This is a genomic window from Acinetobacter sp. CIP 51.11 (assembly GCF_000369665.1).
GTDB classification, from domain to species: domain Bacteria; phylum Pseudomonadota; class Gammaproteobacteria; order Pseudomonadales; family Moraxellaceae; genus Acinetobacter; species Acinetobacter lwoffii_S.
Genome location: NZ_KB850128.1, coordinates 16727 through 40182 on the forward strand (window position 1 = coordinate 16727; position 23456 = coordinate 40182).

At 42.9% G+C, this 23456-nt stretch carries 23 protein-coding genes; 8 read left to right on the plus strand and 15 right to left on the minus strand.

From position 1 onward, the window contains the following. Positions 1-7: 7 nt before the first annotated feature. The gene (locus F894_RS00415; protein WP_005245302.1) at positions 8-1384 is read right to left on the minus strand and encodes an NAD-dependent succinate-semialdehyde dehydrogenase; all 1377 of its coding nucleotides are present in this window, start codon (positions 1382-1384) and stop codon (positions 8-10) included. A 363-nt stretch (positions 1385-1747) separates the two neighbouring features. On the opposite strand from F894_RS00415, the gene F894_RS00420 reads away from it, so the two are divergent. Continuing rightward, complete coding sequence (locus tag F894_RS00420) at positions 1748-2053, plus strand: hypothetical protein (RefSeq protein WP_005245304.1); 306 nt, start codon at positions 1748-1750, stop codon at positions 2051-2053. A gap of 82 nt (positions 2054-2135) precedes the next feature. Continuing rightward, positions 2136-3176 (plus strand): IS481 family transposase, encoded by a 1041-nt coding sequence (locus F894_RS00425; RefSeq protein ID WP_005245313.1) that lies wholly within the window; start codon positions 2136-2138, stop codon positions 3174-3176. A 464-nt stretch (positions 3177-3640) separates the two neighbouring features. Here the strand turns inward: F894_RS00425 and F894_RS00435 are convergent, their stop codons facing one another. The 10 genes from F894_RS00435 to F894_RS00480 all read right to left on the minus strand — a co-directional run bounded on the left by F894_RS00435 (position 3641) and on the right by F894_RS00480 (position 11837). Further along, on the minus strand, positions 3641-4060 hold the full coding sequence (locus F894_RS00435) for a F0F1 ATP synthase subunit epsilon (RefSeq protein WP_004644865.1): 420 nt from the start codon (positions 4058-4060) through the stop codon (positions 3641-3643). A gap of 27 nt (positions 4061-4087) precedes the next feature. Further along, positions 4088-5482: a F0F1 ATP synthase subunit beta gene (gene atpD / locus F894_RS00440; RefSeq protein ID WP_004644863.1), complete on the minus strand. Its 1395-nt coding sequence runs from the start codon at positions 5480-5482 to the stop codon at positions 4088-4090. Positions 5483-5508: 26 nt separating this feature from the next. Then, entirely contained in the window at positions 5509-6378 is an 870-nt protein-coding gene (gene atpG, locus F894_RS00445; RefSeq protein WP_004644862.1) for a F0F1 ATP synthase subunit gamma, read from the minus strand. 89 nt (positions 6379-6467) lie between these two features. Then, on the minus strand, positions 6468-8012 hold the full coding sequence (atpA, locus tag F894_RS00450; RefSeq protein WP_004644861.1) for a F0F1 ATP synthase subunit alpha: 1545 nt from the start codon (positions 8010-8012) through the stop codon (positions 6468-6470). A 45-nt stretch (positions 8013-8057) separates the two neighbouring features. Then, the gene (locus F894_RS00455; protein ID WP_004644860.1) at positions 8058-8594 is read right to left on the minus strand and encodes a F0F1 ATP synthase subunit delta; all 537 of its coding nucleotides are present in this window, start codon (positions 8592-8594) and stop codon (positions 8058-8060) included. Between the two features lie 12 nt (positions 8595-8606). After that, positions 8607-9077 carry a F0F1 ATP synthase subunit B gene (locus tag F894_RS00460; RefSeq protein WP_004280990.1) on the minus strand — a complete coding sequence of 157 codons (471 nt, stop codon included), beginning with the start codon at positions 9075-9077 and terminating at the stop codon, positions 8607-8609. Positions 9078-9116: 39 nt separating this feature from the next. After that, positions 9117-9362 (minus strand): F0F1 ATP synthase subunit C, encoded by a 246-nt coding sequence (gene atpE / locus F894_RS00465; protein ID WP_000424060.1) that lies wholly within the window; start codon positions 9360-9362, stop codon positions 9117-9119. Between the two features lie 85 nt (positions 9363-9447). After that, a complete protein-coding gene (gene atpB, locus F894_RS00470) occupies positions 9448-10323 on the minus strand; it encodes a F0F1 ATP synthase subunit A (protein ID WP_004644859.1) in 876 nt (291 codons plus the stop codon). A gap of 110 nt (positions 10324-10433) precedes the next feature. Then, positions 10434-10826, minus strand: coding sequence for an ATP synthase subunit I (locus F894_RS00475; RefSeq protein WP_004280982.1), 393 nt, complete (start codon positions 10824-10826; stop codon positions 10434-10436). A gap of 174 nt (positions 10827-11000) precedes the next feature. After that, on the minus strand, positions 11001-11837 hold the full coding sequence (locus F894_RS00480; RefSeq protein ID WP_004280981.1) for a metal ABC transporter solute-binding protein, Zn/Mn family: 837 nt from the start codon (positions 11835-11837) through the stop codon (positions 11001-11003). Between the two features lie 146 nt (positions 11838-11983). On the opposite strand from F894_RS00480, the gene F894_RS00485 reads away from it, so the two are divergent. From F894_RS00485 to znuB, 3 genes are read left to right on the plus strand one after another with little or no spacing between them, the layout of a single operon-like run. Continuing rightward, positions 11984-12481: a transcriptional repressor gene (locus F894_RS00485; protein WP_004280980.1), complete on the plus strand. Its 498-nt coding sequence runs from the start codon at positions 11984-11986 to the stop codon at positions 12479-12481. Next, a complete protein-coding gene (gene znuC, locus F894_RS00490) occupies positions 12454-13245 on the plus strand; it encodes a zinc ABC transporter ATP-binding protein ZnuC (protein WP_171065008.1) in 792 nt (263 codons plus the stop codon). Before F894_RS00485 ends, znuC begins: the two co-directional genes overlap by 28 nt. 3 nt (positions 13246-13248) lie before the next feature. Further along, positions 13249-14049 carry a zinc ABC transporter permease subunit ZnuB gene (gene znuB / locus F894_RS00495; protein WP_005245320.1) on the plus strand — a complete coding sequence of 267 codons (801 nt, stop codon included), beginning with the start codon at positions 13249-13251 and terminating at the stop codon, positions 14047-14049. A gap of 74 nt (positions 14050-14123) precedes the next feature. On the opposite strand, the gene F894_RS00500 is transcribed toward znuB, so the two are convergent. Continuing rightward, positions 14124-14744, minus strand: coding sequence for a LysE family transporter (locus tag F894_RS00500; RefSeq protein ID WP_004644856.1), 621 nt, complete (start codon positions 14742-14744; stop codon positions 14124-14126). Between the two features lie 160 nt (positions 14745-14904). Here F894_RS00500 and F894_RS00505 point away from each other — a divergent pair, with 160 nt between their 5' ends. Continuing rightward, the gene (locus tag F894_RS00505; protein ID WP_005245328.1) at positions 14905-15825 is read left to right on the plus strand and encodes a Dyp-type peroxidase; all 921 of its coding nucleotides are present in this window, start codon (positions 14905-14907) and stop codon (positions 15823-15825) included. A gap of 128 nt (positions 15826-15953) precedes the next feature. Here F894_RS00505 and F894_RS00510 read toward each other — a convergent pair whose 3' ends face one another. The 3 genes from F894_RS00510 to F894_RS00520 are packed head-to-tail and all read right to left on the minus strand — an operon-like array spanning position 15954 to position 20561. Then, positions 15954-16424 (minus strand): hypothetical protein, encoded by a 471-nt coding sequence (locus F894_RS00510; RefSeq protein ID WP_005245329.1) that lies wholly within the window; start codon positions 16422-16424, stop codon positions 15954-15956. Then, positions 16411-17709, minus strand: coding sequence for a LysM peptidoglycan-binding domain-containing protein (locus F894_RS00515; RefSeq protein ID WP_005245331.1), 1299 nt, complete (start codon positions 17707-17709; stop codon positions 16411-16413). The genes F894_RS00510 and F894_RS00515 overlap by 14 nt, the downstream gene beginning before the upstream one ends. A 2-nt stretch (positions 17710-17711) precedes the next feature. After that, the gene (locus F894_RS00520) at positions 17712-20561 is read right to left on the minus strand and encodes a type VI secretion system Vgr family protein (RefSeq protein ID WP_034437958.1); all 2850 of its coding nucleotides are present in this window, start codon (positions 20559-20561) and stop codon (positions 17712-17714) included. A gap of 246 nt (positions 20562-20807) precedes the next feature. On the opposite strand from F894_RS00520, the gene F894_RS00525 reads away from it, so the two are divergent. Together F894_RS00525 and F894_RS00530 are read left to right on the plus strand one after the other, a co-directional pair. Beyond that, on the plus strand, positions 20808-21962 hold the full coding sequence (locus F894_RS00525) for a methionine aminotransferase (RefSeq protein ID WP_005245333.1): 1155 nt from the start codon (positions 20808-20810) through the stop codon (positions 21960-21962). Positions 21963-22090: 128 nt separating this feature from the next. Further along, entirely contained in the window at positions 22091-23455 is a 1365-nt protein-coding gene (locus F894_RS00530; protein WP_005245334.1) for an MATE family efflux transporter, read from the plus strand. The last annotated feature ends 1 nt before the right edge of the window (position 23456 follow it).

A 23456-nucleotide genomic window follows, 5' to 3' on the forward strand; every position in this document is an offset into this window, starting at 1 on the left:
GCTCATATTATTTTTTCGGGCTTTTGACGACGACCAGTTTCTTCTGCACAAACTCTCTAAAACCATCAATCGACAGTTCATGCCCATAACCGGAATTTTTGATTCCACCAAATGGCAATTCGGGCGTGGTGTCAGTAAACCAGTTGATCCAGATCATGCCAGTTTCTACCCGTGACGCCAGTTTTTTAGCGCGCTCGATATCCTGTGAATGAATCACGCCACCTAAGCCATAATTAGAATCATTGGCAATTTCGACAATTTCATCATCATCCTTCGCTACATAGATTTGCGCCACCGGGCCAAAGAATTCTTCATACCAGGCTTCATTTTCACGCGTAATATTTTCCAGAATGGTTGGCGCATAGAAATTGCCTTGATGTTCTACAGCCTTACCGCCAGTGACTACGGTCGCACCTTGCGCTACAGCCTTTTCGACCTGTTTGGAGAGTTTTTCCAGCGCATCTTTTGAAGACAATGGACCCAACGTGGTTTCAGGATCAAGCGGATCACCCAGCTTTAACTGTTCAAAAGCTTTCAGCATGCCGGCTTTGAATTGTTCGGCAATTTTTTCATGCAAGATAAATCGTTTCGCCGCCGTACACACCTGCCCGGCATTATTAACCCGCGCCTGACAGCCTAACTTGATCGCGCGTTCCAGATCAGCATCATCAAGTACGATAAATACATCATTACCGCCCAATTCCAGTGTGGATTTCTTAAGATGTTTTCCGGCCTGTTCAGCGACAGCACTGCCCGCACCTTCTGAACCTGTGAGTGCCACACCACGCACGCGCTTGTCTGCAATTACTTCCGCGACCTGATCACTGCTGATAAACAGATTGGTCCAGACACCTTTGGGTGCGCCTGCATCCAAGACCAGTTGTTCAAAGGCTTCCGCACATTGCGGTACAATGCCAGCATGTTTTGCCAGAACCGGATTACCAATGGCACAGTTCGGCGCAAATACCCGCATCAGTTGATAAAATGGGAAATTCCACGGTTCAACTGCCATAATAATACCCAGTGGATGATGCTCGACCCAGGCTTCACCCAGATCGGTCTGATAAGACACTGGCGCTAAAAATTCTTTGGCATGATCGGCATAGTATTCTGCAATTTTGGCGCAGGTTTCGATTTCACCTTCACTCTGCTTAATCAGTTTTCCCATATCCTGGGTCATAAGCTTGGCCAGTTCGGATTTTTGCGCTCGCATGTTGGTAGCCAATTTACGCAGTACTGCAATACGGGTATCGACCTGCTGTGACCATTCTGACTTTAGGATTTTTTCTGCAGTATCGAGTGCATGTTGAATATCTTGATCGCTATGCGATGGGTAGTCTTTCAATTTTTGATTGGTAAATGGATTAATAGATTGATAAGCCATGGTTTTCCCTTTTTTCAATTATAAGTTTTGCCTGTTCTAAACTTCTATCGTATTAAGCTATAACAAGCGAAATCTGTTCGAATCATTTAACTTATCACTGATTTTTTTATGGCGTGTGCAGGTTTACAGATTGGTTCAAAACATTACTGAGAAAGGGTAAAAGTTATATCGAGTGGTACAAATTAAAATTTATTTAAGAATCGGAAATGTAAAACCAACACTCTCAAGATCGATACTTGCAAAAATTCCAAGCTAAAACAAATAATCTAAATCAGCTGTTTTAAGGTGATGCTAAAAATATAAATTTCAAATTTTCAGGTGTGTAGTACATTATTCTATATAGTAGAAAAAAGAAAATTCATAATGAGTCAAATACCATCTAATATCATTCAAACAGCAGAAAACTATTTTGATAATACAGTTTTAGAAACGACTGATACTATTTTTCAAGAAATTTTAAAAGCTTTTCCAATAGCATCTTCAGGTTTAGCGATTTATAAAGTTTTCAGAAGCTATAACGAAAAGCAAAAATTAAAAAATATCCTGGAATTTATAAAGGAAGGTGAAAAGTTAGCATCAGGAACATTACTAAAAATCTTCAAGAATCAAAACAACTTAGAAATAGGTGGTGAATTACTCAATGCTTTAGATGTATTAGTTCAGACTTGATCGTACATTCTTCTTGAAAAAGAGAAAGTTACCCGTTTTGATAAAGGTGTCGAAATCTTAATTAAACAAAGGTAACTTTCTTATGTTGCATACTAACAATCAAATCATCAAACACAAAGTCGGCTTACTCAATTTAGCTGAAGAGCTTCAAAATGTTTCTAGAGCATGCAAAGTGATGGGTGTCTCTAGAGATACTTTCTATCGCTATCATGAGTTAGTACAGTCTGGTGACATTGATGCATTAATCAATAAGTCCCGTCGAGTACCAAATCTAAAAAACCGTGTAGATGATGCTACAGAGCTGGCGGTCATTGATTTCGCAATTCAATATCCAGCTTATGGTCAGCATCGTACCAGTAACGAATTGCGCAAGAAAGGTGTATTTGTTTCAGGGAGTGGTGTTCGTTCTATTTGGCTCCGCCATGATTTGGAGAACTTTAAGAAGCGTTTAAAAGCACTCGAAGCTAAAGTGGCACAGGATGGTATCGTACTAAATGATCATCAGATTGCTGCACTTGAGCGTAAGCATGAAGATGATGTGGCGTGTGGTGAAATCGAAACTGCTCATCCAGGCTATTTAGGTGCACAAGACACCTTTTATGTCGGGAATCTCAAGGGTGTTGGACGGATCTACCAGCAAACATTTATCGATACTTATAGCAAGGTCGTTCATTGCAAGCTCTATACAACCAAAACACCGATTACAGCGGCTAATTTGCTCAATGATCGTGTATTACCTTTTTATCAATCCCAGGATTTACCAATGCTTCGCATTCTTACAGACAGAGGAACCGAGTATTGCGGTAAGGTAGAACAACATGACTATGAGTTGTATCTAGCGCTCAATGACATTGATCACACGAAGACAAAAGCAGCTTCACCACAAACGAATGGGATCTGTGAACGCTTCCATAAAACAATACTGCAGGAGTTTTATCAAATTACATTTAGGAAAAAGCTTTATAGCACGCTAGAAGAGTTGCAGACGGATCTAGACGACTGGCTGAAATTCTATAATACTGAACGGACTCATCAAGGAAAAATCTGCTGTGGCCGTACACCATTTGAAACTTTACTTGATGGAAAACAAATTTGGGCTGAGAAGAATTTAGCTCAAATTTAACCTGACAGGCACAATAAAAATCAGGTAACTGTCAGATCAGGTTTGAGCTAGTACACTTTAGATAAAGCCTATTTAATACATCAATCTAAAATGCTCGCTCGTTTAGCTCTTTTATATGATGCGAAAGAAATAAATCGTGAAACTTTTTTAAGATATGCTCATATTATTCCTCAATTTACATCGTTTTTATTAGAAGGGTTATAAAAAGCCTACTTATCATTTGAAATGAACAAATCCAAGAAGGATTACCACCTTAAGAATAATGAATGTAACTTTTCAGCATCTGAATTAGAAAAGTTTGGTTTTTTGTACGTAGTAGCTACATTTGGTTCTGGCAATAATTATGGCAGAGAAAAAGACTTAATCTTTTTTTATGAACACATATATAAAAACAAACATGATAAGAACCTATGAACCAAAAAAAACCACCCTTTCGGGTGGCTTTTTCAATCTCAAACCGTCTCTTATTGAGCGCGGTTTTTGATTTTGCGGATCGTTTCCAGCTGAGCAGCAGTTTCTGCAAGAGCAGCCAAAGCAGCAGCAGAGTCCAAATCGCTCTTTTGATTCGCAAGCAATGCTTCAGCGTGTTTACGCGCTTCAACAATAGCTGCTTCATCTAAGTTTTCTGCACGGACTGCAGTATCTGCAAGAACCGTAACAACATGCGGTTGAACTTCTAGAACACCACCAGATACATAGATCAACTCTTCTGTACCGTTTTCCAAAATAACGCGGATCGCGCCAGGTTGGAGCAAAGTTACCAACGGAGCATGGCCAGGCATAATACCCAACTCACCGCCAGCACCTTTTGCAATTAGCATAGTTATAGTGCCTGAGTACAAAGACTCCTGAACACTTACAACATCACATTGCATAGTCGCCATGAGAATCTCCTAAATTAGAGTAGCTAATTAAAGTTTCTCGGCTTTAGCAATAACTTCGTCAATACCACCAACCATGTAGAACGCTTGTTCTGGGATGTGATCGTATTCACCAGCTAGAAGACCTTTAAAGCCACGAATCGTTTCTTTAAGAGATACTAATTTACCAGGAGCACCAGTAAATACTTCAGCTACGTGGAACGGTTGAGAGAAGAAACGCTGGATTTTACGCGCACGGTAAACAACCAGTTTATCTTCTTCAGCAAGCTCGTCCATACCAAGAATCGCGATGATGTCTTTAAGCTCTTTATAACGTTGCAATACGTTCTGTACAGAACGTGCAATTTCATAATGCTCTTGACCAACAACTAACGGATCTAACTGGCGTGAAGTTGAGTCTAGTGGATCGATCGCTGGGTAAATACCACTCGACGCGATGTCACGGCTCAATACAACAGTTGCGTCTAAGTGAGCAAACGTTGTAGCAGGCGATGGATCTGTTAAGTCATCGGCAGGTACGTATACCGCTTGGATTGACGTAATAGAACCAGACTTAGTCGATGTAATACGTTCTTGAAGAACACCCATCTCTTCTGCAAGTGTAGGCTGGTAACCTACTGCAGATGGCATACGACCTAGAAGTGCTGATACTTCAGTACCCGCTAGTGTATAACGATAGATGTTATCTACGAACAATAGTACGTCACGGCCTTTACCGTTTTCGTCTTTCTCGTCACGGAAATATTCAGCCATAGTAAGACCAGTCAACGCTACGCGTAAACGGTTACCTGGTGGCTCGTTCATCTGACCGTAGACCATTGCTACTTTGTCTAGAACGTTAGAATCTTTCATTTCGTGATAGAAGTCGTTACCTTCACGAGTACGCTCACCAACACCAGCAAACACAGATAAACCTGAGTGAGCTTTCGCGATGTTGTTGATCAACTCCATCATGTTTACAGTTTTACCAACACCGGCACCACCGAACAGACCAACTTTACCACCTTTCGCGAACGGGCAAAGTAAGTCGATGACTTTAATACCAGTTTCTAAAAGGTCAGTAGAAGCCGCTTGTTCTGCATAAGAAGGCGCTTGACGGTGAATTGGTAAACGCGCTTCAGTCGCAACAGGACCAGCTTCGTCGATCGGGCGACCAAGAACGTCCATGATACGGCCTAGAGTCGCTGTACCTACTGGTACAGAAATCGGCGCGTTAGTGTTAGTTACGTTCAAACCACGCTTAAGGCCTTCAGTAGAACCCATTGCAATAGTACGAACTACGCCATCACCAAGCTGTTGCTGAACTTCTAAAGTAGTTTCAGTACCATCTACTTGGAGAGCGTCATAGATCTTAGGAACGCTGTTGCGTTCAAACTCGACGTCGATAACCGCGCCGATGATCTGAATGATACGACCGCTATTCATTGCTGTCTCCTCAATTCAAAATAATGTTAAACGGCAGCGGCACCACCAACGATCTCAGAAATTTCCTGAGTAATCGCGGCTTGACGCAGCTTGTTATAAATAAGTTGCAGGCTCTTAATGATCTCGCCTGCGTTGTCTGTCGCTGCTTTCATAGCGACCATACGTGCAGACTGCTCACATGCGATGTTTTCAATCACACCTTGATACACCACAGACTCGATATAGCGAACCAACAAGCCATTTAAAAGCTCTTCAGCTTCAGGCTCGTAGATGTAATCCCAACCGTATTGACGGTTCAGATTCTTGTCTTCTTCAGCAGCAGCCAAAGGAACAAGTTGTTCGATTTTTTGATTTTGAGTCATGGCATTGACAAAGCCGTTTGACACTAGATAAATACGATCTAACTCGCCTTTATCATAAGCGTCCAACATCACCTGTACAGAACCAGATAACTGCTCAAGACTTGGGGCATCGCCGACTTGCGTCGTCGCACCAAGCACTTTACCGCCGTAGTTTTTAAAAAACGAAACCGCTTTTTGACCAATTAAAGCAAATTGAACTTCAATTGACTGCTCTTGTTGCTGTTGAACGTGTTTAACCACTTTCTTGAACAGGTTAATGTTCAAACCACCAGCAAGGCCACGATCTGAAGACACAATGATATAGCCAACGCGCTTAACCGGGCGTTCAACCATATAACGGTGTTTGTATTCAGGATTCGCTTGGACCAAATGAGCAATTACACGGTGCATATTTTCGGCATACGGACGGCCTTGAGCCATGCGCTCTTGCGCACGACGCATCTTAGAAGCTGCTACCATTTGCATCGCTCGAGTAATCTTCTGCGTGCTCTTGATACTAGCTACTTTGGCGCGAATTTCTTTTAAATTTGCCATACGCTTAACCTAGTATTCGAAAGCCCTTGCGAGCTTCCGAAGGTTGATTCCGTGAACCAAACCGACACTAAATTCAACAGAGGTTGAAATTAGTAAGTTTGAGTCGCTTTAAAGCTTTCAATACCTGCTTTGATTGCAGCTTCGATGTCTTTGTTGTAATCACCAGAGGCATCGATTTGTTGCATTAACGCAGCATGCTCTGAACGGAAGTAAGAAATTAACGCAGCATCAAAGTCTACGATTTTCTTAACGTCTACGTCAGCCATGTAGCCTTCGTTAGATGCATAAATTGAAACAGCTTGGTCAGCAATTGAGTATGGAGCATATTGTTTTTGCTTCATTAACTCAGTTACACGTTGACCATGTTCAAGTTGCTTACGAGTTGCTTCGTCAAGATCAGAAGCGAACTGAGCAAATGCTGCCAATTCACGGTATTGCGCCAAAGCAGTACGGATACCACCAGACAATTTCTTGATGATCTTAGTTTGCGCTGAACCACCAACACGAGATACAGAGATACCCGCGTTCACAGCAGGACGAATACCTGCGTTGAATAATGATGTTTCAAGGAAGATCTGACCATCAGTAATCGAAATTACGTTGGTTGGTACGAATGCAGATACGTCACCCGCTTGAGTTTCAATAATCGGCAATGCAGTTAATGAACCAGTTTGGCCTTTAACTTCACCGTTAGTGAATTTCTCAACGTAGTCAGCAGATACACGAGAAGCACGTTCAAGTAGACGCGAGTGTAGATAGAACACGTCACCTGGATACGCTTCACGACCTGGTGGACGGCGTAAAAGCAATGAAATTTGACGGTAAGCAACAGCTTGCTTAGACAAGTCATCATAAATGATTAACGCATCTTCACCGCGGTCACGGAAGTATTCGCCCATTGTACAGCCAGAATACGGAGCTAGATACAGCATTGCTGCTGGATCAGCTGCAGCTGCTGCTACAACAGTTGTATACGCCATAGCGCCAGTTTCTTCTAGCTTGCGTACCACGTTAGCGATAGTCGATTGTTTTTGACCGATTGCTACATATACACATTTAATGCCAGAGTTTTTCTGAGCGATGATCGCGTCGATCGCCATTGCTGTTTTACCAGTTTGACGGTCACCAATGATCAACTCACGTTGACCACGGCCTACAGGGATCATTGTATCTACTGATTTATAACCAGTTTGTACAGGTTGATCCACTGATTGACGCCAAATTACGCCTGGTGCTACTTTTTCAACAGCATCAGTTAATTTTGCATCAATAGGGCCTTTACCATCAATCGGGTTACCCAAAGCATCTACTACACGGCCTAAAAGTTCTGGACCAACCGGAACTTCTAATACACGACCTGTGCAACGCGCTTTTTGACCTTCTTGAAGGCTTAAGTAGTTACCTAAAACAACGACGCCCACTGAATCCTGTTCTAGGTTCAGTGCCATACCGTAAAGGCCGCCGTCGAATTCGATCATTTCACCGTACATAGCGTCAGCTAAGCCGTGAATACGCACAATACCGTCGGAAACCATAACAATGGTTCCTTCGTTCTTAGCGGTTGCGCTGGTGTCCAGATCGCCGATACGCTGTTTAATGAGCGCACTGATCTCGGATGGATTCAGTTGTTGCATTGCGCTATACCTCAATCTTTTTAAAGTTCAGTCTTCTAAATGCAATTAAGCAAGAAGACGAGTACGCATTTTTTCAAGCTTGTTAAGCGCAGAATCATCTATCACTTGGTCGCCTGCACGAATAACTACACCAGCAATCAGCGCTGGGTTAACTTCTACAGAAACATTTACCGCCGCTTCGAATTTTTTCTCTAATGCGTGAGTAAGAAGTTGTTCCTGTACAGAAGTCAATGGGAATGCTGATTCAATCACAACATCCACAGTATTGTTATTCTGTGATTTAAGCTGCTCATATTCTGCTGCAATCTCAGGAAGAAGAACCAAACGGTTATTCTCTGCAAGCAATGTCAGGAAGTTAGACACTGCTGCAGTTTGGTCTTCACCTAAAACTTTCGCAAAAAGAGCCACCTGCTCAGCAGGTGTAAGCTCAGGGCGATTTAGATAAGCTGAAAATGCTTCGTCTTGCACCGCAGCACTGAGCAATTCAAGTGCTGTTGACCAAGAGTCAGTTGCACTTTGCTCAGAAGCGTAAGCAAATGCTGCTTTAGCGTATGGGCGTGCCAACGTCAAGAGTTCAGCCATAATCCGCCTCTCTTAAAGTTTAGCAGCCAGCTGAGTCAGCATGGCATTGTGAGCTTCTGCATCAACTTGCTGGCTAAGAATTTTCTCAGCACCAGTTACTGCAAGAGCAGCCACTTGTTGACGCAATTCTTCGCGAGCAGCATTGATTTCAGTATCAACAGCTTCTTTAGCCTGTTGACGAATACGCTCACCTTCAGCCGCAGCTTGGGTACGCGCTTCTTCGATCAATTGTGCACCACGACGGTTCGCTTGTTCGATCAATTGAGCCGCTTGTGCTTTTGCCGCGTCTAACTCAGCTTTCACTTGTGCTTGCGCATCTGCAAGGTCAGCCTTCGCTTTTTCAGCAGCATTTAAGCCATCAGCGATTTTACGCTGACGTTCACTAATCGCATTGATTAGTGGTGGCCATACAAACTTCATGCAGAATGCGACAAAAATCGCAAACGCAATCGCTTGGCCAAACAATGTGAGGTTGATATTCATTGCAAATTCCTCAAATAGTGAATTTCGGAATTAAGCTGATTAACCTACAAATGGATTAGCGAAGATGAAGAACAAGCCAATACCAACACCGATCATAGGCACAGCATCAAGAAGACCCGCGATTAAGAACATACGAGTTTGAAGTTGTGGAGCCAATTCTGGTTGACGAGCTACAGCTTCAAGGAAACGGCCGCCTAGAAGACCAAAACCAATCGCAGTACCTAAAGCACCGAAAGCGATCAAGATAGCAGATGCAATTGCAACTAGACCTAAAGTGAGTTCCATGATAATTCCTCAGAGGTTAGGTTTTATACCAAATTAAGTTAAAAAATTGTGTGCCCAACCATCCGTTGACAGTTAGGCAATACCATTAATGCTTTTCGCTTGCCATACTCATGTACACGATAGTCAACATCATGAAAATGAATGCTTGTAGCGTAATAATCAAAATGTGGAAAATCGCCCAAGGCACAGACAACGCCCACTGGATCCAGAACGGTAATAACGCGATAAGAATGAAGATTAACTCACCCGCATACATGTTACCGAACAGTCGTAGAGCCAATGAAACTGGTCGCGCCAAGAAAGTAGTCAATTCCAACAATAAGTTGAATGGAATTAAAAGCACTTTAGCAACTGGATTACTTGGGTTAAATGGGTTCAGTGCTAACTCACCAACGAAGCCGCCAACACCTTTCTCACGAATACTATAGAAAATAATTAAGAAGAATACAGAAATAGACATACCGAGGGTAATGTTTGGATCTGTAGTCGGAACAATTTTAAAGTAAACCTGATGAGGGTCTACACCCAGCATAGAAGCAATCGCGTGTTGAGCTACATAAGGAATAAAGTCAACAGGGATCAAATCCATCAAGTTCATGAGGAAAATCCACACGAAAATGGTTAATGCTAAGGGTGCAATTAATCGAGACTTCCCGTGGAAGGTATCACGTACACTTGAATCTACAAACTCGATAATCATTTCAATTGCAGACTGGAACTTGGTAGGAACACCAGCATTAGCCGCTTTCGCAACCAACCAGAACAACAAACAGAAAATCAGACCCAGTCCGATAGACCAACCCATTGAATCCAAGTGAATAGCAGTGAACCCCATCTGTTGAGCTTCAGCACCGCTCTCGGCCAATTTCCACGTACCGTCCGGCATTTTGCCATAGGTCATGTTGGTCAAGTGATGCTTGATATACTCGGTCGAAGTAAGGGCATGTTCTTCAGCAGCCATAAATCACACCTGGTCAATGTCAAAAAACTAATAGAACAAACGAATATCGCGTGCTGCTTGATATCTCGCCTGCTCCTGAAAAACTTTTCAATTTCTTGTTGTGCTTATACTCATTTTTGTAGACGTGACGCCCAAAACGGAGCGACCCACGACATGGCTTGAACAAGTATAAAACCACAAAACAACGCCACCGCTGACAACGGTTTAACATTGCTTAAAATTAAAATGAAACCAACAATCACAATGGCAAACTTTCCCATCAAGCCTTTATACATGTTCGAAAGAACTTGTTTAGACGCGCGGGCTCCTGCTGCTCGAAACGATTGCCACGAAAAATAACAAGTCGCGAGCCAACATACCAGTGCACCTAATGCTGCACTCAAGGCTGCGGTTGAGTCTTTCACGACCCAGCCGATCAAGGCTGAAACAGGGATCATACAGGCTTGCAGGAGGACCAAAGCTTTCGCTAATCGTCGGTCAATCAAGCGACTAGTTCGGCTCATTATTTATTCACTCACAGCAATCATGCTTGACAAGTTTAACAGGTGATTATTTTTAATCGCAGGCATTATAGAGTTACACCCCTGAACATGCAATCTTTTCCCGACCTTAGTCGTGTTTTTTTAAATCGGGTCACTGCTGTTAAACTAATCAAAATCTGTCTATTTTTTAAATCATTAGCGTGCATTTAGTACACATTTCTGGGTTTCGGCGGCCAATTGCTGCCAAGCCTGCACAAAGTCCCCTGCCCCGCTCATGCTTTCATCGACATGCTGGAACAGTACCGGATTGAGTTTGCGGTACTGGTTCTCACTGGCATGACCTTCGGCCAGCAGACACATTTTGCGCTGTGGACGATGATCCTGTAAAAACTTGATTTGCGCCACGGTTGGTGAAACATGTGGATCATCGGTCAATGCCCCCATGAATTTTAAATTGAGTGGGCGCTCAAGATACTGGTAGGCATCGTGATAAGACCAATAAGGTTTGGCTTTGTTACTTGAACTATAACGCTGAGCCGTAGCAAACATGTTTTGTGCAAAGTCACGGGCATTTTTCCAGTAGCGTTCACGATGCTCCGGCAATTGCTGCGAACGTAGCGCCGCAATAAAGAAACCAATCCGCACTGCATTATTCGGATCGAGCCAGACATGCGTGTCTACCGTATTTTTTAAGGCCTCGCCACGCGGATTACGCATCGGCAAGGTGGTCAATATCCCCGAGTCTAACAGTGCAATGCCTTTATTACTTTCATTCAGCACTTTGGCCAAGGGTGCTTCATGCGCCTGACCCAGCCAGATCACCAGACCTGCATTCTGAATAGTTTTTCGATGCGCCGGAGTCAGACTCACATCATGTCCACTTTGGTTGGCCAGCAATAAAGTCGGCTGTTCCACACCTTGGGTAATTTTCTTGGCAATCAGATAGATCGGCTGCGTAGACACCACCAGACTTTGTGACCAACTGAGTGTACTGAACAATGCCAGCAGACTGATTGCAAGGAGACGGAACATGAGTAGAAATCACTTAAAAACGATAAAATCAGGAAGTGTTATAATATAACAAAAATACAAAAATACCTATGCCCAATCGAAACTCAGAACGCTTCATGTTAAGATTTGAAATCTATTAATTTTCAGTTTCGCACTTGAGGTAAACTATGGGTTCCTGTTCGCACGAACACCACAACGCATTGCACGGCGTGCACGACCATCCCAATGTCGCACAACGTCTTGCTGAAGCGGAAAGTCTTTGTGCAGCAAGCGGCGCACGCCTTACACCTTTACGTAAAGAAGTGCTGGAACTCATTCTGAATGCGCATGGCCCGATGGGCGCCTATGATCTGCTAGCACAAATGAAAAATGCCAGCGATCGTCCTGCAGCACCACCAACGGTGTATCGCACTCTGGATTTTTTATTAAGCAAAGGGCTGATTCATCGCCTGACTTCGATCAATGCCTATATTCCCTGTTGCCATCCACGTGAAGGGCATCAGGCCGCTTTTTTAATCTGTACCGAATGTAAAGCCGTCAAAGAAGCGTCGGCTCAGGGCCTGCTCGATCAACTCGATGCACTGGCCAGCTCTGACGACTTCACGGCACATCACAGCATTATCGAAATTTCAGGAATTTGTCAGCAGTGCCGCAACAAAGCTTAAGTGCCTCGCCCCTGATTCAGCTCTCCAAGATCTGGGTCAAAATCGATGAGCGCGATATCCTAAAAGCCATTGATTTCTCATTACAAGAGAAAGAAATTGTCACACTGATTGGTCCCAATGGTGCTGGTAAATCGACCTTAATTAAAGTCATGCTGGGCATACTAAAACCACAATCGGGTGAGATCAAAACTGCGCGCAAACTCAAATTCTCTTATGTGCCACAGAAATTTAATCCATCATATAGCTTGCCGCTACGAGTGAAAGATTTATTGGCACTAGAAAAATGCCCGTCCCAGATTAAAACTGAAATTATCCGGGATACTGGTATTAGTAAACTGCAAGATTCTAAAGTTCAGCAGTTGTCTGGCGGTGAACGTCAGCGGGTGCTACTGGCCCGCGCCTTATTACGCCAGCCGGACATTTTAGTTCTCGACGAACCGATGCAGGGTCTAGACATCCAGTCCGAAGCTGAACTGTATGAATATGTGCGTAACTTACCGGAAAAATATGGGTGTGCCGTACTGATGGTTTCACATGACCTGCAATGGGTGATGCAAGGTACGACTCGTGTGGTCTGCTTGAACAAGCATATCTGCTGTAGTGGGCTGCCGGAAAGCGTGCAGCAACATCCCGAATATCAGGCGATTTTTGGTACTAACCGGGTATTCTATCAGCATCATCATGATCATTGCGCACATGGCGATTCTGCCACACCCTGTCAGCATGATTCGCGTCCTCATATTCACCCCGAGCCGGAAGCTTAAACCATGATGGATTGGTTACAACTCCTTTTACCTGCATGGATCATGGGAACGCTATTGGTATTTCTGACTGCACCGCTGGGCTGTCTCATGCTCTGGCGGCGTATGTCATTCTTTGCCGACACCATGGCACACGGTACTTTACTCGGTGTTGCCATTGCTGGAGCTTTAAGTGTACCTCTCTGGATGGGAGTCACTTTTATTGCCTTATTATTGGTAGGGATTTTGTGGGTGCTGCATGATCCGCGCCTGCCCAATGATGCCTTGCTGGCGCTGTGTTCAGCAACACTGCTTTGCTCAGGTCTATTGTTCATTCAGCATTTACCGAGTTTAAGACCGGAACTTCTCAGCTATCTATTTGGTGATCTACTGACGATTTCTTGGACGGACTTACCCACCTTTGCTATCGTGATTATTCTGGCCTTAGCCGTCCTCTATAAGAGCTGGCAAGCGCAGATTCAAATCGCGATTGATCCGGACATGGCGGTCAGTGAAGGTGTAAATGCCAAATGGCAACGCCTGATCTTTATGTTGTTATTGGCATTGTTTACCGTGCTTGCCCTGAAAGCAGTGGGTTCATTACTCATGGGGGCATTACTGGTGATCCCTGCTCTGACTGCACGACTCCTTGCACATTCACCAAAACAAATGGTGATCTGGGCATTCGTGATTGCGCAAATTGGGGTGACCGTGGGCCTATGGTCGAGTGCAGGTCTCAATACTTCGACAGGTTTAACCATTGTCCTGACCATGGCGGTGCTATTTGCACTGATCTTCTGTGTGCAGAAGTTTAAAAAGCTGAATTAATCTTTCTGTTAAATCATGATGATTTTCTAATGATCTATTCAGCCTCTCTCCTTTAAGGAGAGAGCAAACACTCGTTATTGATGCACCAAACTCAATAAAAATGCAGCACCTGCAAATAAACCGGCAAAAGTCCGGTTCATGACTTTTTGTTGTTTCGGTGATTTTAGTAGCCTTAAAACTTTAGCAGCCAATCCGGTATAACCCGCCATCACAATCAGATCAATCGTCACCATTGTTGCAGCCATAATCAAATACTGAATCCATTGTGGTTTGGACAAATCCAGAAATTGCGGCAAGACGGCCAGTAAAAATACGATGGCTTTAGGATTAGTGATATTAACCAAGAAACCATGCAGTACCAGTTTTCCTCTCGATTTTCGCGTCAATTCATGTTTAATTTCGATGTTCTGTGCAGGTGCTTTCCATTGCAAAACTGCCAAATATAACAGGTAGCCAACACCAAACCATTTCACCACTAAAAATGCCCATGGGGTTGTCGCAAACAAAACTCCCACGCCTGCTGCAACCACTGCAATCTGTACCAGTAAAGCCAGTTGCAGACCCAGCGCATTCCAGTAACCATGCCGAAAACCATAATTCAATCCGCTCGACATCGATGCAATTGCACCAGCACCCGGAGAGACACTAATCACCCAGCAGGCCAACATATAGGCAAACCACATTTGATAGGACATGAACATTTCACTCAGAAAAACCCACCCAATATTATATGAATTTTCTAATAAAATCAGGCTAAAAACCTGCTTAAATATAAAGTATCAGACTATTCACTCTGTCTGGCTTCAGGCACAATATGCACATTAAAAACAGGATCTATCCTTATAGGAGCCATGAATGACAGCCCAATCGGTAATCTTGCCACTTCCTTCAGATCATGCTCGCTTTATTGTGTTACGTCTTAAAGATTTGAGTATTGAAAAATTAAAAGAACAACTCGAACATTTGTTTACTTCTCGTGATCGGCTGATCACGCAACACCCTCAAGCACAAATTAAAACAGGCGTAGCTTTTGGTCCTGAACTGTGGACAAAACTTTATGATCAAGCTCCTGCAGGCTTTAAACAGCTTGAACCCATTCATGGTTCGTTTGATATGCCGGTTGTTCCAGCAGATGTACTGATTCATATTGCCAGTGCCCGTGCTGATATCTGCTTTGCGCTCAGTCAAGCTTTTTTTGAAGGAATTCAGGACCAGGTTCAGGTGCTGGATGAGCGAGTTTGCTTCCGCTACTTTGATGGTCGTGATATTACCGGCTTCATCGATGGTACTGAAAATCCACAATTCCCGGATGATCGTGCAGAAGTCGCGTTATTAGGTGAAGATTCAGGTGTTTTCCAAGACAGTTCATTTATTTTTGCCCAGCGTTACGCGCATAACCTGGAAAAATGGAAAAAGCTAAAAGTCGATACTCAGGAACAGGTTATGGGCCGTACCAAGCTTGAATCTATTGAATTGGATGATGAGGTCAAACCTGAAAATGCGCACGTAGCACGTACTGTAGTTGAAGGTGAAGAAGGCGAAGAAATGGAAATTCTGCGTCATTCTCTGCCTTATGGTGACGGACGTGGTGACCAGGGTCTATTCTTTATTGCCTACACCAAAGACCTGAAAATTATTGATGCTATGTTAGAACGTATGTTCGGTACCTCTGGTGATGGAATTCATGACCACCTGCTGCACTTCGTAACTCCGCTGGATGGCGCATATTACTTTGCACCGAGTGAGGAGCTGCTGGAAGAGGTTTTGGAAGGGTAACTTTTAATATTCAATTTAAATTAAAAATAAAAGGCTTTAGATTTTTTTAAAGCCTTTTATTTATTAGTTTTAGTTAAATTGTTTTCAGCTATCTTTTAAGTAAGCCAAATTTTTATCTGTGATTCAGATTAATTACAGTTCTTCGTTAAAACTGATTTTGGTATTCTTTTCTTATACATATCAAATTTTTTAGCAATATTTTTATTTGTACTTCCAATAAATGATTTATTGCTAACTAACTCTATATCATTATCGGAATTAGTACTATCATCTGCAATGAGATCTTTTAACTCATCATCAGTAACCAACAATCCATTTTTATATCTATATTTCAAGTAAGATGTTTCTATTAAATTATTTTTTTTAAACTTAAAGTTATATTTTTCTTGACCATTTTCCCCATAAATATTGAGTAGAAGTGAGCAAAAATTTCTATCTTTATACAATTCAATTCCACCACCTTCTGCGCTTATTCCTTCATTCGTGAGATCTAGTTCAAATACTTTTTCTTCAATATTTTTCCTAATGCTCTGATTCGCTGAGCTATTGCAAGCAGTTAAAAATATTAAGAGGATTATATAAAATTTATTGAATATCATATTTTACCTTTAGAGGGTCACCACCCGCACTCTCAGTTAATTCTCTAAGCTGAGCCATTGTTTTCCCAGTTTTAAGCTGAAAATGGGGATTATCGATAATTGATTTCCAATCTCCACCCCATTCCAATCCAATCCCCTTTCCAATAGGAGCAATCTTTTTAAGGATCTTGATATTTTTCTGGTCTGATTTTACATCCATATGCAATTTACCGTCCTCCCACAAAGGAAACACATCAACTGCTAGGGCAAAATTATGATTGCTTTGCCCTCCTCTTGCATTCGTTACCACACTGCCAGAGGCTGTTCTCCCTTTTGCATATAAAGCATCTTGCTGTGCATATGTACGATAATCCTGAACAATTACAAGCTGTACTTGGTGTTTAGTATATACATCATTAATGAATTTTCTAATTTTATCTCGGACTTGGGGATGCAACTTTGCTATTGATTTTTCATTTCTTTGTGAAACTTTAGAGCGAGTAGGAACAGAAGATTCTACCTTCGTTGTTGGTGCATTTTCTTTATTCTTAGATGCATCCTGTTTTACTATTAGTGAAGTAGAAGGCTTTTTATCATCATTTTTCGTTTTCGCAATAGTAAATGCTGCTTTACGAGCATAAACTTTTAATTTTTGATTCTGAATGAGCTTGTCACTAGCTAAACCATTTAACTTCTTGATTTCATCTATAGAATTACCTGTTAATTTTGCAATCAAAGGTAAAGTATCTTTTTGTTGAACAACAATAATATTTATTTTCTCTTGCTGGCTAGATTCTGTTACTTGTGATTTTCCATTCGATGCAATTGTTGAGGATTCTGCTTTCTTAACTGGAAGTTTGAGAATTTGCTGTGGATGTATATCTATATCGCTTTTTAAATTATTAAGATGTATCAGTTCAGCCACGGTTGTCTGATTATCCTCTGCTATTCGAGATAAATAATCACCTTCAGCAACGATATACGTAGACCTTATATATTTACCTGTCGCCATATCTTTAGCTGACAAACTCATCCCTTTAAGCAACACTTTAGGACTACGTATAATAAAAGTTGTCTTTTCTCCAATAAGTTGTATTTTTACTTTGGGTTCATATTCACCAGATGTAAAACTTTTAATTTTTACATCAATGATTGTACCTATTGGACGCTTAATCCAAACAGATTCGCCAATAGGAAGAGTAATATAATCAGATATTAGCAATGAGCCCGCCCATAGCTGATGAGCTAAATCATTAATGGGTTGGTCAAGGGCATCCAAAAATTTAATATTTGCTAAACAATCCATACTTATATCCCTTCATCATGTTCATGATTGTCAGTTAATCCACAATTACACTCATGTTCAAAATCACCATCTTCACCACTGTCGTCTATTGAAACAGTCCATTCATCAGCTGTGCCAATCAGAATATCGTAATCTTCATTATTGTAAGTATTCATACGTTGGGTTCGACCATGCTGATCCAGCGTTCCAGACACGTAGGTATTGTTTTTATTATTGATCAATTTATATTTAACATCTGCAAAGTTAGCCTCATAGAACAGATCATAAAAATCCCATTTATTTGTAAAAATTTTAATATCTTGAGCAATAGGTAAAGTGGGTATTTCAGTTTTAACTTTTACTCCACTAACAAAATTGTGCTGCCCTGCCTTACACTCAAATTTCCCACCAGTCGTGACCACTACTCCACTACCATTGATCTTAATTTGAGACCCTCCAGCGTTCAGTATAATCTCCTTCGGACTGGTGATTTCGATCTTGTCTTCAGTCGAAATAAGCTTGATTACCTTATGGGCGATCGCTTCAATTGCATCATCTTGAGCTTGTATCTCAATTTTGCCATTAGCGGCATAGAGACTTGCACCCTCTTGAGCAGCAAATAAACTGATCTTGTCCTGTGCATGAGCAACTAAAGACTTCTGTGTGGAAAAATGAATATTGTCCCCGGCACTCTGATTGATTTGCTGATCAGCGGATAAATGGATATTTTCCTTTGTGCTCAGTGCAATCGATTGGGGTGCGGTTAACAGCATCACCGCCTGTCTAAATGCGGCAGCCTTGGCTTGATCTTCAGCTTCAATCTGATTCAAAAACTGTTTTAAACTATCAAAAAATTCCAATGGATCAGCCTGCTGTTTTTCTGCAATATCACTCAAGGCTTTACTATGATTGAGATTCGATTCAAGCTGTTCTTTGGCTGAGTCAGCATCCAGGTGATTGCCTGCGGCTGACTCTTGCCCATAAGTGGAAATCAGCAAGCCTTTCCCTGCACGTATGGCACCCCACTGGTCTGTCCTTAGTTCAAAACCTTCTCCTCGACCTTCGCTGCTTTCACTTTCTTTAGGATGGCTTAGATTTCCCAGATTGAGCTGACTGGCTGCATGACTACTTTGCAGCTGCGCACTAATCTGTTCAGGGGTATCATCGAAACGCAACTGGTTAAAGCCATCCCCATCGACCTCCTGAGAACGGATGCCACTGAGTTTTTTGGTCGCAGGAAGTTCTCCTTTTGCATCAAACATGGTCGGATGCCGTTCTGCTTCATGAATCCGTCCCACCACAAAGGGCCGGTCGATATCACCTTCAAAGAAGTCAATCACTACAATTTCGCCAATTCGCGGATGCAACCTGATGCCATAACCCTCACCCGCCCAAGGGGTCAAAACATCCACCCAAGCAGAATCGCTATCATTGTCATTGCTACCTGCGCCGCCATCATGCTGATGATCCTCACTCCGGGTAAACAGAAAACGAACTTTCACCCGCCCCCATGCATCGACATGAATCGTTTCACCTTCAGGTCCGACCACTCGAGCCCGTTGCGGATATGCAGCAGGCCGATGAATGAAGGGGTGGTACTCAGGAACAACCTGGATTTCACGGCGCACCATCTGTAGTTCATTGGCCTGTCGTTCCTCCTGTATCATCTGCCAGCCGCTCTTCTCAAGCAAACTGTCCAGCTGAGATAAGATATCTTTGGGTAAATTGTTCTGGTTATAAAACCGCTTAGCTAAAATCAGAAATTCACGTTGATGGGCAGGATGCTGATCAATTTCAGGATGCTGTTGCAGTTCAAACCAGTATCCAACCTGAGCATCTCGTACGCTGCTACTGGCTTTAAAATATTTAGACTGCAAAGCATGATAGTCACTGAGCTGCTGATTGAGTCGATCCAGTTGGGCTATACCAGATGCTGTCACCTGATCCTCATGATTTAAGTCGCCGGTCCAAGCCGGACTGATGTTCCACGCATCTTCAAGCTGAAGAGTGGCATTTGCATGGATATCACTTTGCTGATGATTACTGAATAAAGGCTGGCTTTGATCCTGGGCAAGTTGCTGGGCATGCCAACGCTGGGTCTGGGTACTATTCGGATTGAGCTGACGTACCGCAATCAGACTGTTCAGCGTGTCGAGCTGTTCGGTGGCATGACTGCGATGAAACCGGATGGAGCGGCGTTTTAAAGCTGAAAAATATTGGGAATGATCTACCAGTTTTAAAAGCTGATCTTGAATCTCGCTGGCTGATACAGGCACAGTTAATTGCCTTTCATCAATCAGCCAGTTAATTCCTTCGCTACGCCATAAACGGGTCAGAAAATCATAATCCGATTCATTCGACTGCATTACAAAAGGTCGGACATCATAGTCCCGGCTGAGTCCTGTCAAATCCAGGCTGAGACTGGCCGCGAATAATACACTTCTGTTTTGCCATTCACTGAACAGGATTTCACTGATCTCGCGCACCGTCTTATTCATAAAAACCCGACTGTTACGGCGCTTCTGCCAGAGTGCAGTCGGATCATTTAGCGTCAATTTATACAGGGTCAAAGCTCCATCATTCTGCCCTTGACTGGCTGCAGTAATAATGCCCGTAGTCCGGAAAAGTTCACCCCGGTCTGTGACCTGATCAATGGCCACCCGACAGCCGATAAACTGTTTCAAGGCAATATGAGCATGAGTGGAAAGACAGATCAGTTCAGCCTGCAGGCCTTGATTGATCTGATGCTGACCCTCAATACGCTGAATCAAAACCTGATGATTTAAAGGAGGATGTGAAAACTGTAAATGTAGCGCACGATGCTGTCGCTTAAGCCCGAGCTGCTCCACCAGCATATGGATAGGTTTTGGCATTTTATAGTTATAATTTTAAGCTTTATTATTGTGCGGCAGATTTTAGGAAAAGTTATCCATTTCGTCCAGTTCACGATGCATTTCACATAATTAGGCCTTTAATTTATGACCCTTCAATTAAAAATCTTAAATTGCATGTGGTACATCTTAATTAAAAATATTGCCCAATATTCCCTATTTTTCTGATTATCCTATACGGAACTTGCTGCTACACTCATTCATATCTCATTCTTCAAGGCCAAGGACATGCTGGAACTCCCTTCTAAATTACCTGATTTGGGCGTGACCATTTTTAGTACCATGTCGGCCTTGGCACAAAAACTCGGGGCCTTGAATCTTTCTCAAGGATTTCCGGACTTTGTAGCGCCTCCTGCCTTGATTGAAGCTTTAAACCGGGCCAGCCAGAATGGATTTAACCAGTACGCACCAGGAGATGGTCTGCCAGTCTTGCGAAGTCTGGTGGCAGATCTCTATCAGCAACGTGATCAACTGATTATTGACCCTGTCGAGGAAATCACGATTACCCCTGGGGCGACAATTGCGATTTTTTGTGCCATTCAAGCCACGGTACGTGCCGGGGAAGAAGTCATTATTTTCGATCCCAGCTACGACAGTTATGGACCTGCGGTACAACTGGTCGGGGCAAAGCCAGTGCATATTGCTTTGCAGCATCCTGATTTTTCTGTGGACTGGAATCAGGTCAAAGATGCCATTAATGACCGTACCCGCATGATTGTCGTGAATACTCCGCATAACCCGAGTGGGAGTGTTTGGTCCAAAGCAGACTGGCAACAACTGATCGAGCTGATTCGCGAGCACAATATTGTGGTGCTGTCGGATGAAGTCTATGAACATCTGGTTTTTGATGGCATTCAGCACTATTCGGCCTGGTCATTTCCAGAACTTCGCGAGCGTAGCTTCGTGATTGGCTCTTTTGGTAAAACCTTCCATGTCACTGGCTGGAAAACCGGATTTTGTATTGCTGCACCGGCACTGATGAAAATGTTCAGACAGATTTATCAGTTTGCCAGCTTCTGCGGTGTGACACCCGTTCAGGTCGCCTTGGCGGAATATATGCAACTGCATCCTGAGCATATACGCGAACTGTCCTCTTTCTATCAAAACAAACGGGATTTATTTAACTCATCCATTAAAACGTCACGCTTTAAGTGGACACCCTCTCAAGGAACTTATTTTCAAAACTTAGATTATTCAGAGATTCGGCCTGAGCTCGATGATCTGTCCATGTGTCATTTTCTGGCAGAACAACATGGGATTGTTGCGATTCCAGTCTCCGCGTTCTACCAGCATCCTCCTGCAGATTTACGCCTGCTCAGGTTTTGCTTTGCAAAAAAAGAACAAACCTTGATCCAGGCAGGTCAAATTCTTTCAAAGGTTTAACTCATTTTTTAACTAAAAATCTCATAAAATAAATGCCTTAGTTACTTAAAAGCTAAGGCTTTTTTTTATATTCTGCCGAATAATAGCTGCATCAATAAATAGATGATAATTCAATCACAGGATGTCGCATGGCACAGCACTCACTGATTCATCAACAGAATTTATGGAAAGCCTTTCTGGTTTTTCTGTTGCCATTAATTGCGACCAATATCCTGCAAAGTCTCTCCGGCACGATCAATACGGTTTTTGTGGGACAAATGCTCGGAGTGAATGCAATTGCTGCTGTTGCGGTTTTTTTCCCGATCCTGTTTTGTCTGATGGCCTTTGTAATTGGTTTGTCCGCGGGTTCTACCGTATTGATTGGCCAGGCCTGGGGCGGGAAAAATATAGAAAAAGTCCGCTGTGTGGTCGGTTCAACTTTATTCATGACCTTGATTGGCGGCAGTTTGATTGCACTTTTTGGGGTGATTTTTGCTGAGAATATTCTCTTGGCACTCGGCACAGATCCGGATGTGATGCATTTATCCTTGCCCTATGTGCAATGGATGCTAGCGGGTAGTCCCTTAATTTTTATATATATTATTTATACCTCGATCTTGCGCGGCGTTGGCGACAGTACCACGCCCCTGTTCGCTTCCGCACTTACCATTGGGGTGGGTTTGGTGGTGACACCAGTACTGATTGCCGGTTATTTTGGCTTTCCTAAAATGGGCATTATCTCGCCAGCGATTGCCACTATTTTGGGGAATCTGGCGGTCCTGTTGTTTTTAATCCTGTATTTGAATTATAGGCAACATCCTCTCAGACTGGACTGGGCTTTATTAAAAAATATTCGTCATCAGCCACAGTTGAGCAGAATGATCTTGAAACTGGGGGTTCCTACTGGTGTGCAAATGGTCACCACTTCAGTTGCCGGACTGGTAATTGTCGGACTGGTCAACCGCTATGGTGCAGAAGCAACAGCTGCTTATGGCGCAGTCAATCAGGTCTTAAATTATATTCAATTTCCCGCTTTGTCGATTGCGATTGCCGCGTCTGTATTTGGTGCTCAAGCGATTGGCGCAGGTAAATCAGATCTGCTCAATAAAGTTACCCGGACTGCGCTGAGTATGAATATCCTGTTTACCGGCGGTCTGGTGATTCTGGCCTATCTGTTCTCCAAATATCTGATGGCGCTATTTATTACCGATCCTAAGGTTGTAGTACTAGGACAACAACTGCTGTTTATTGTGCTGTGGTCAATACTGTTTTTTGGCGCCAGTGCCATTTTTGCTTCAATCATGCGCTCGAGTGGTACGGTGACCGTGCCAATGTTAATCAACATTTTTGCCATTCTCTGTATTGAAGTTCCCGCCGCTTATCTGTTTAGCCGATGGTGGGGTCTGGAAGGTATCTGGTATGCCTATGCGTTGGCCTTTGTCAGCCTGTGTATTTTGCAGGGACTGTATTATCAGTTTGTCTGGAAGAAAAAAACGGTTGAAGCGTTGATTTAAA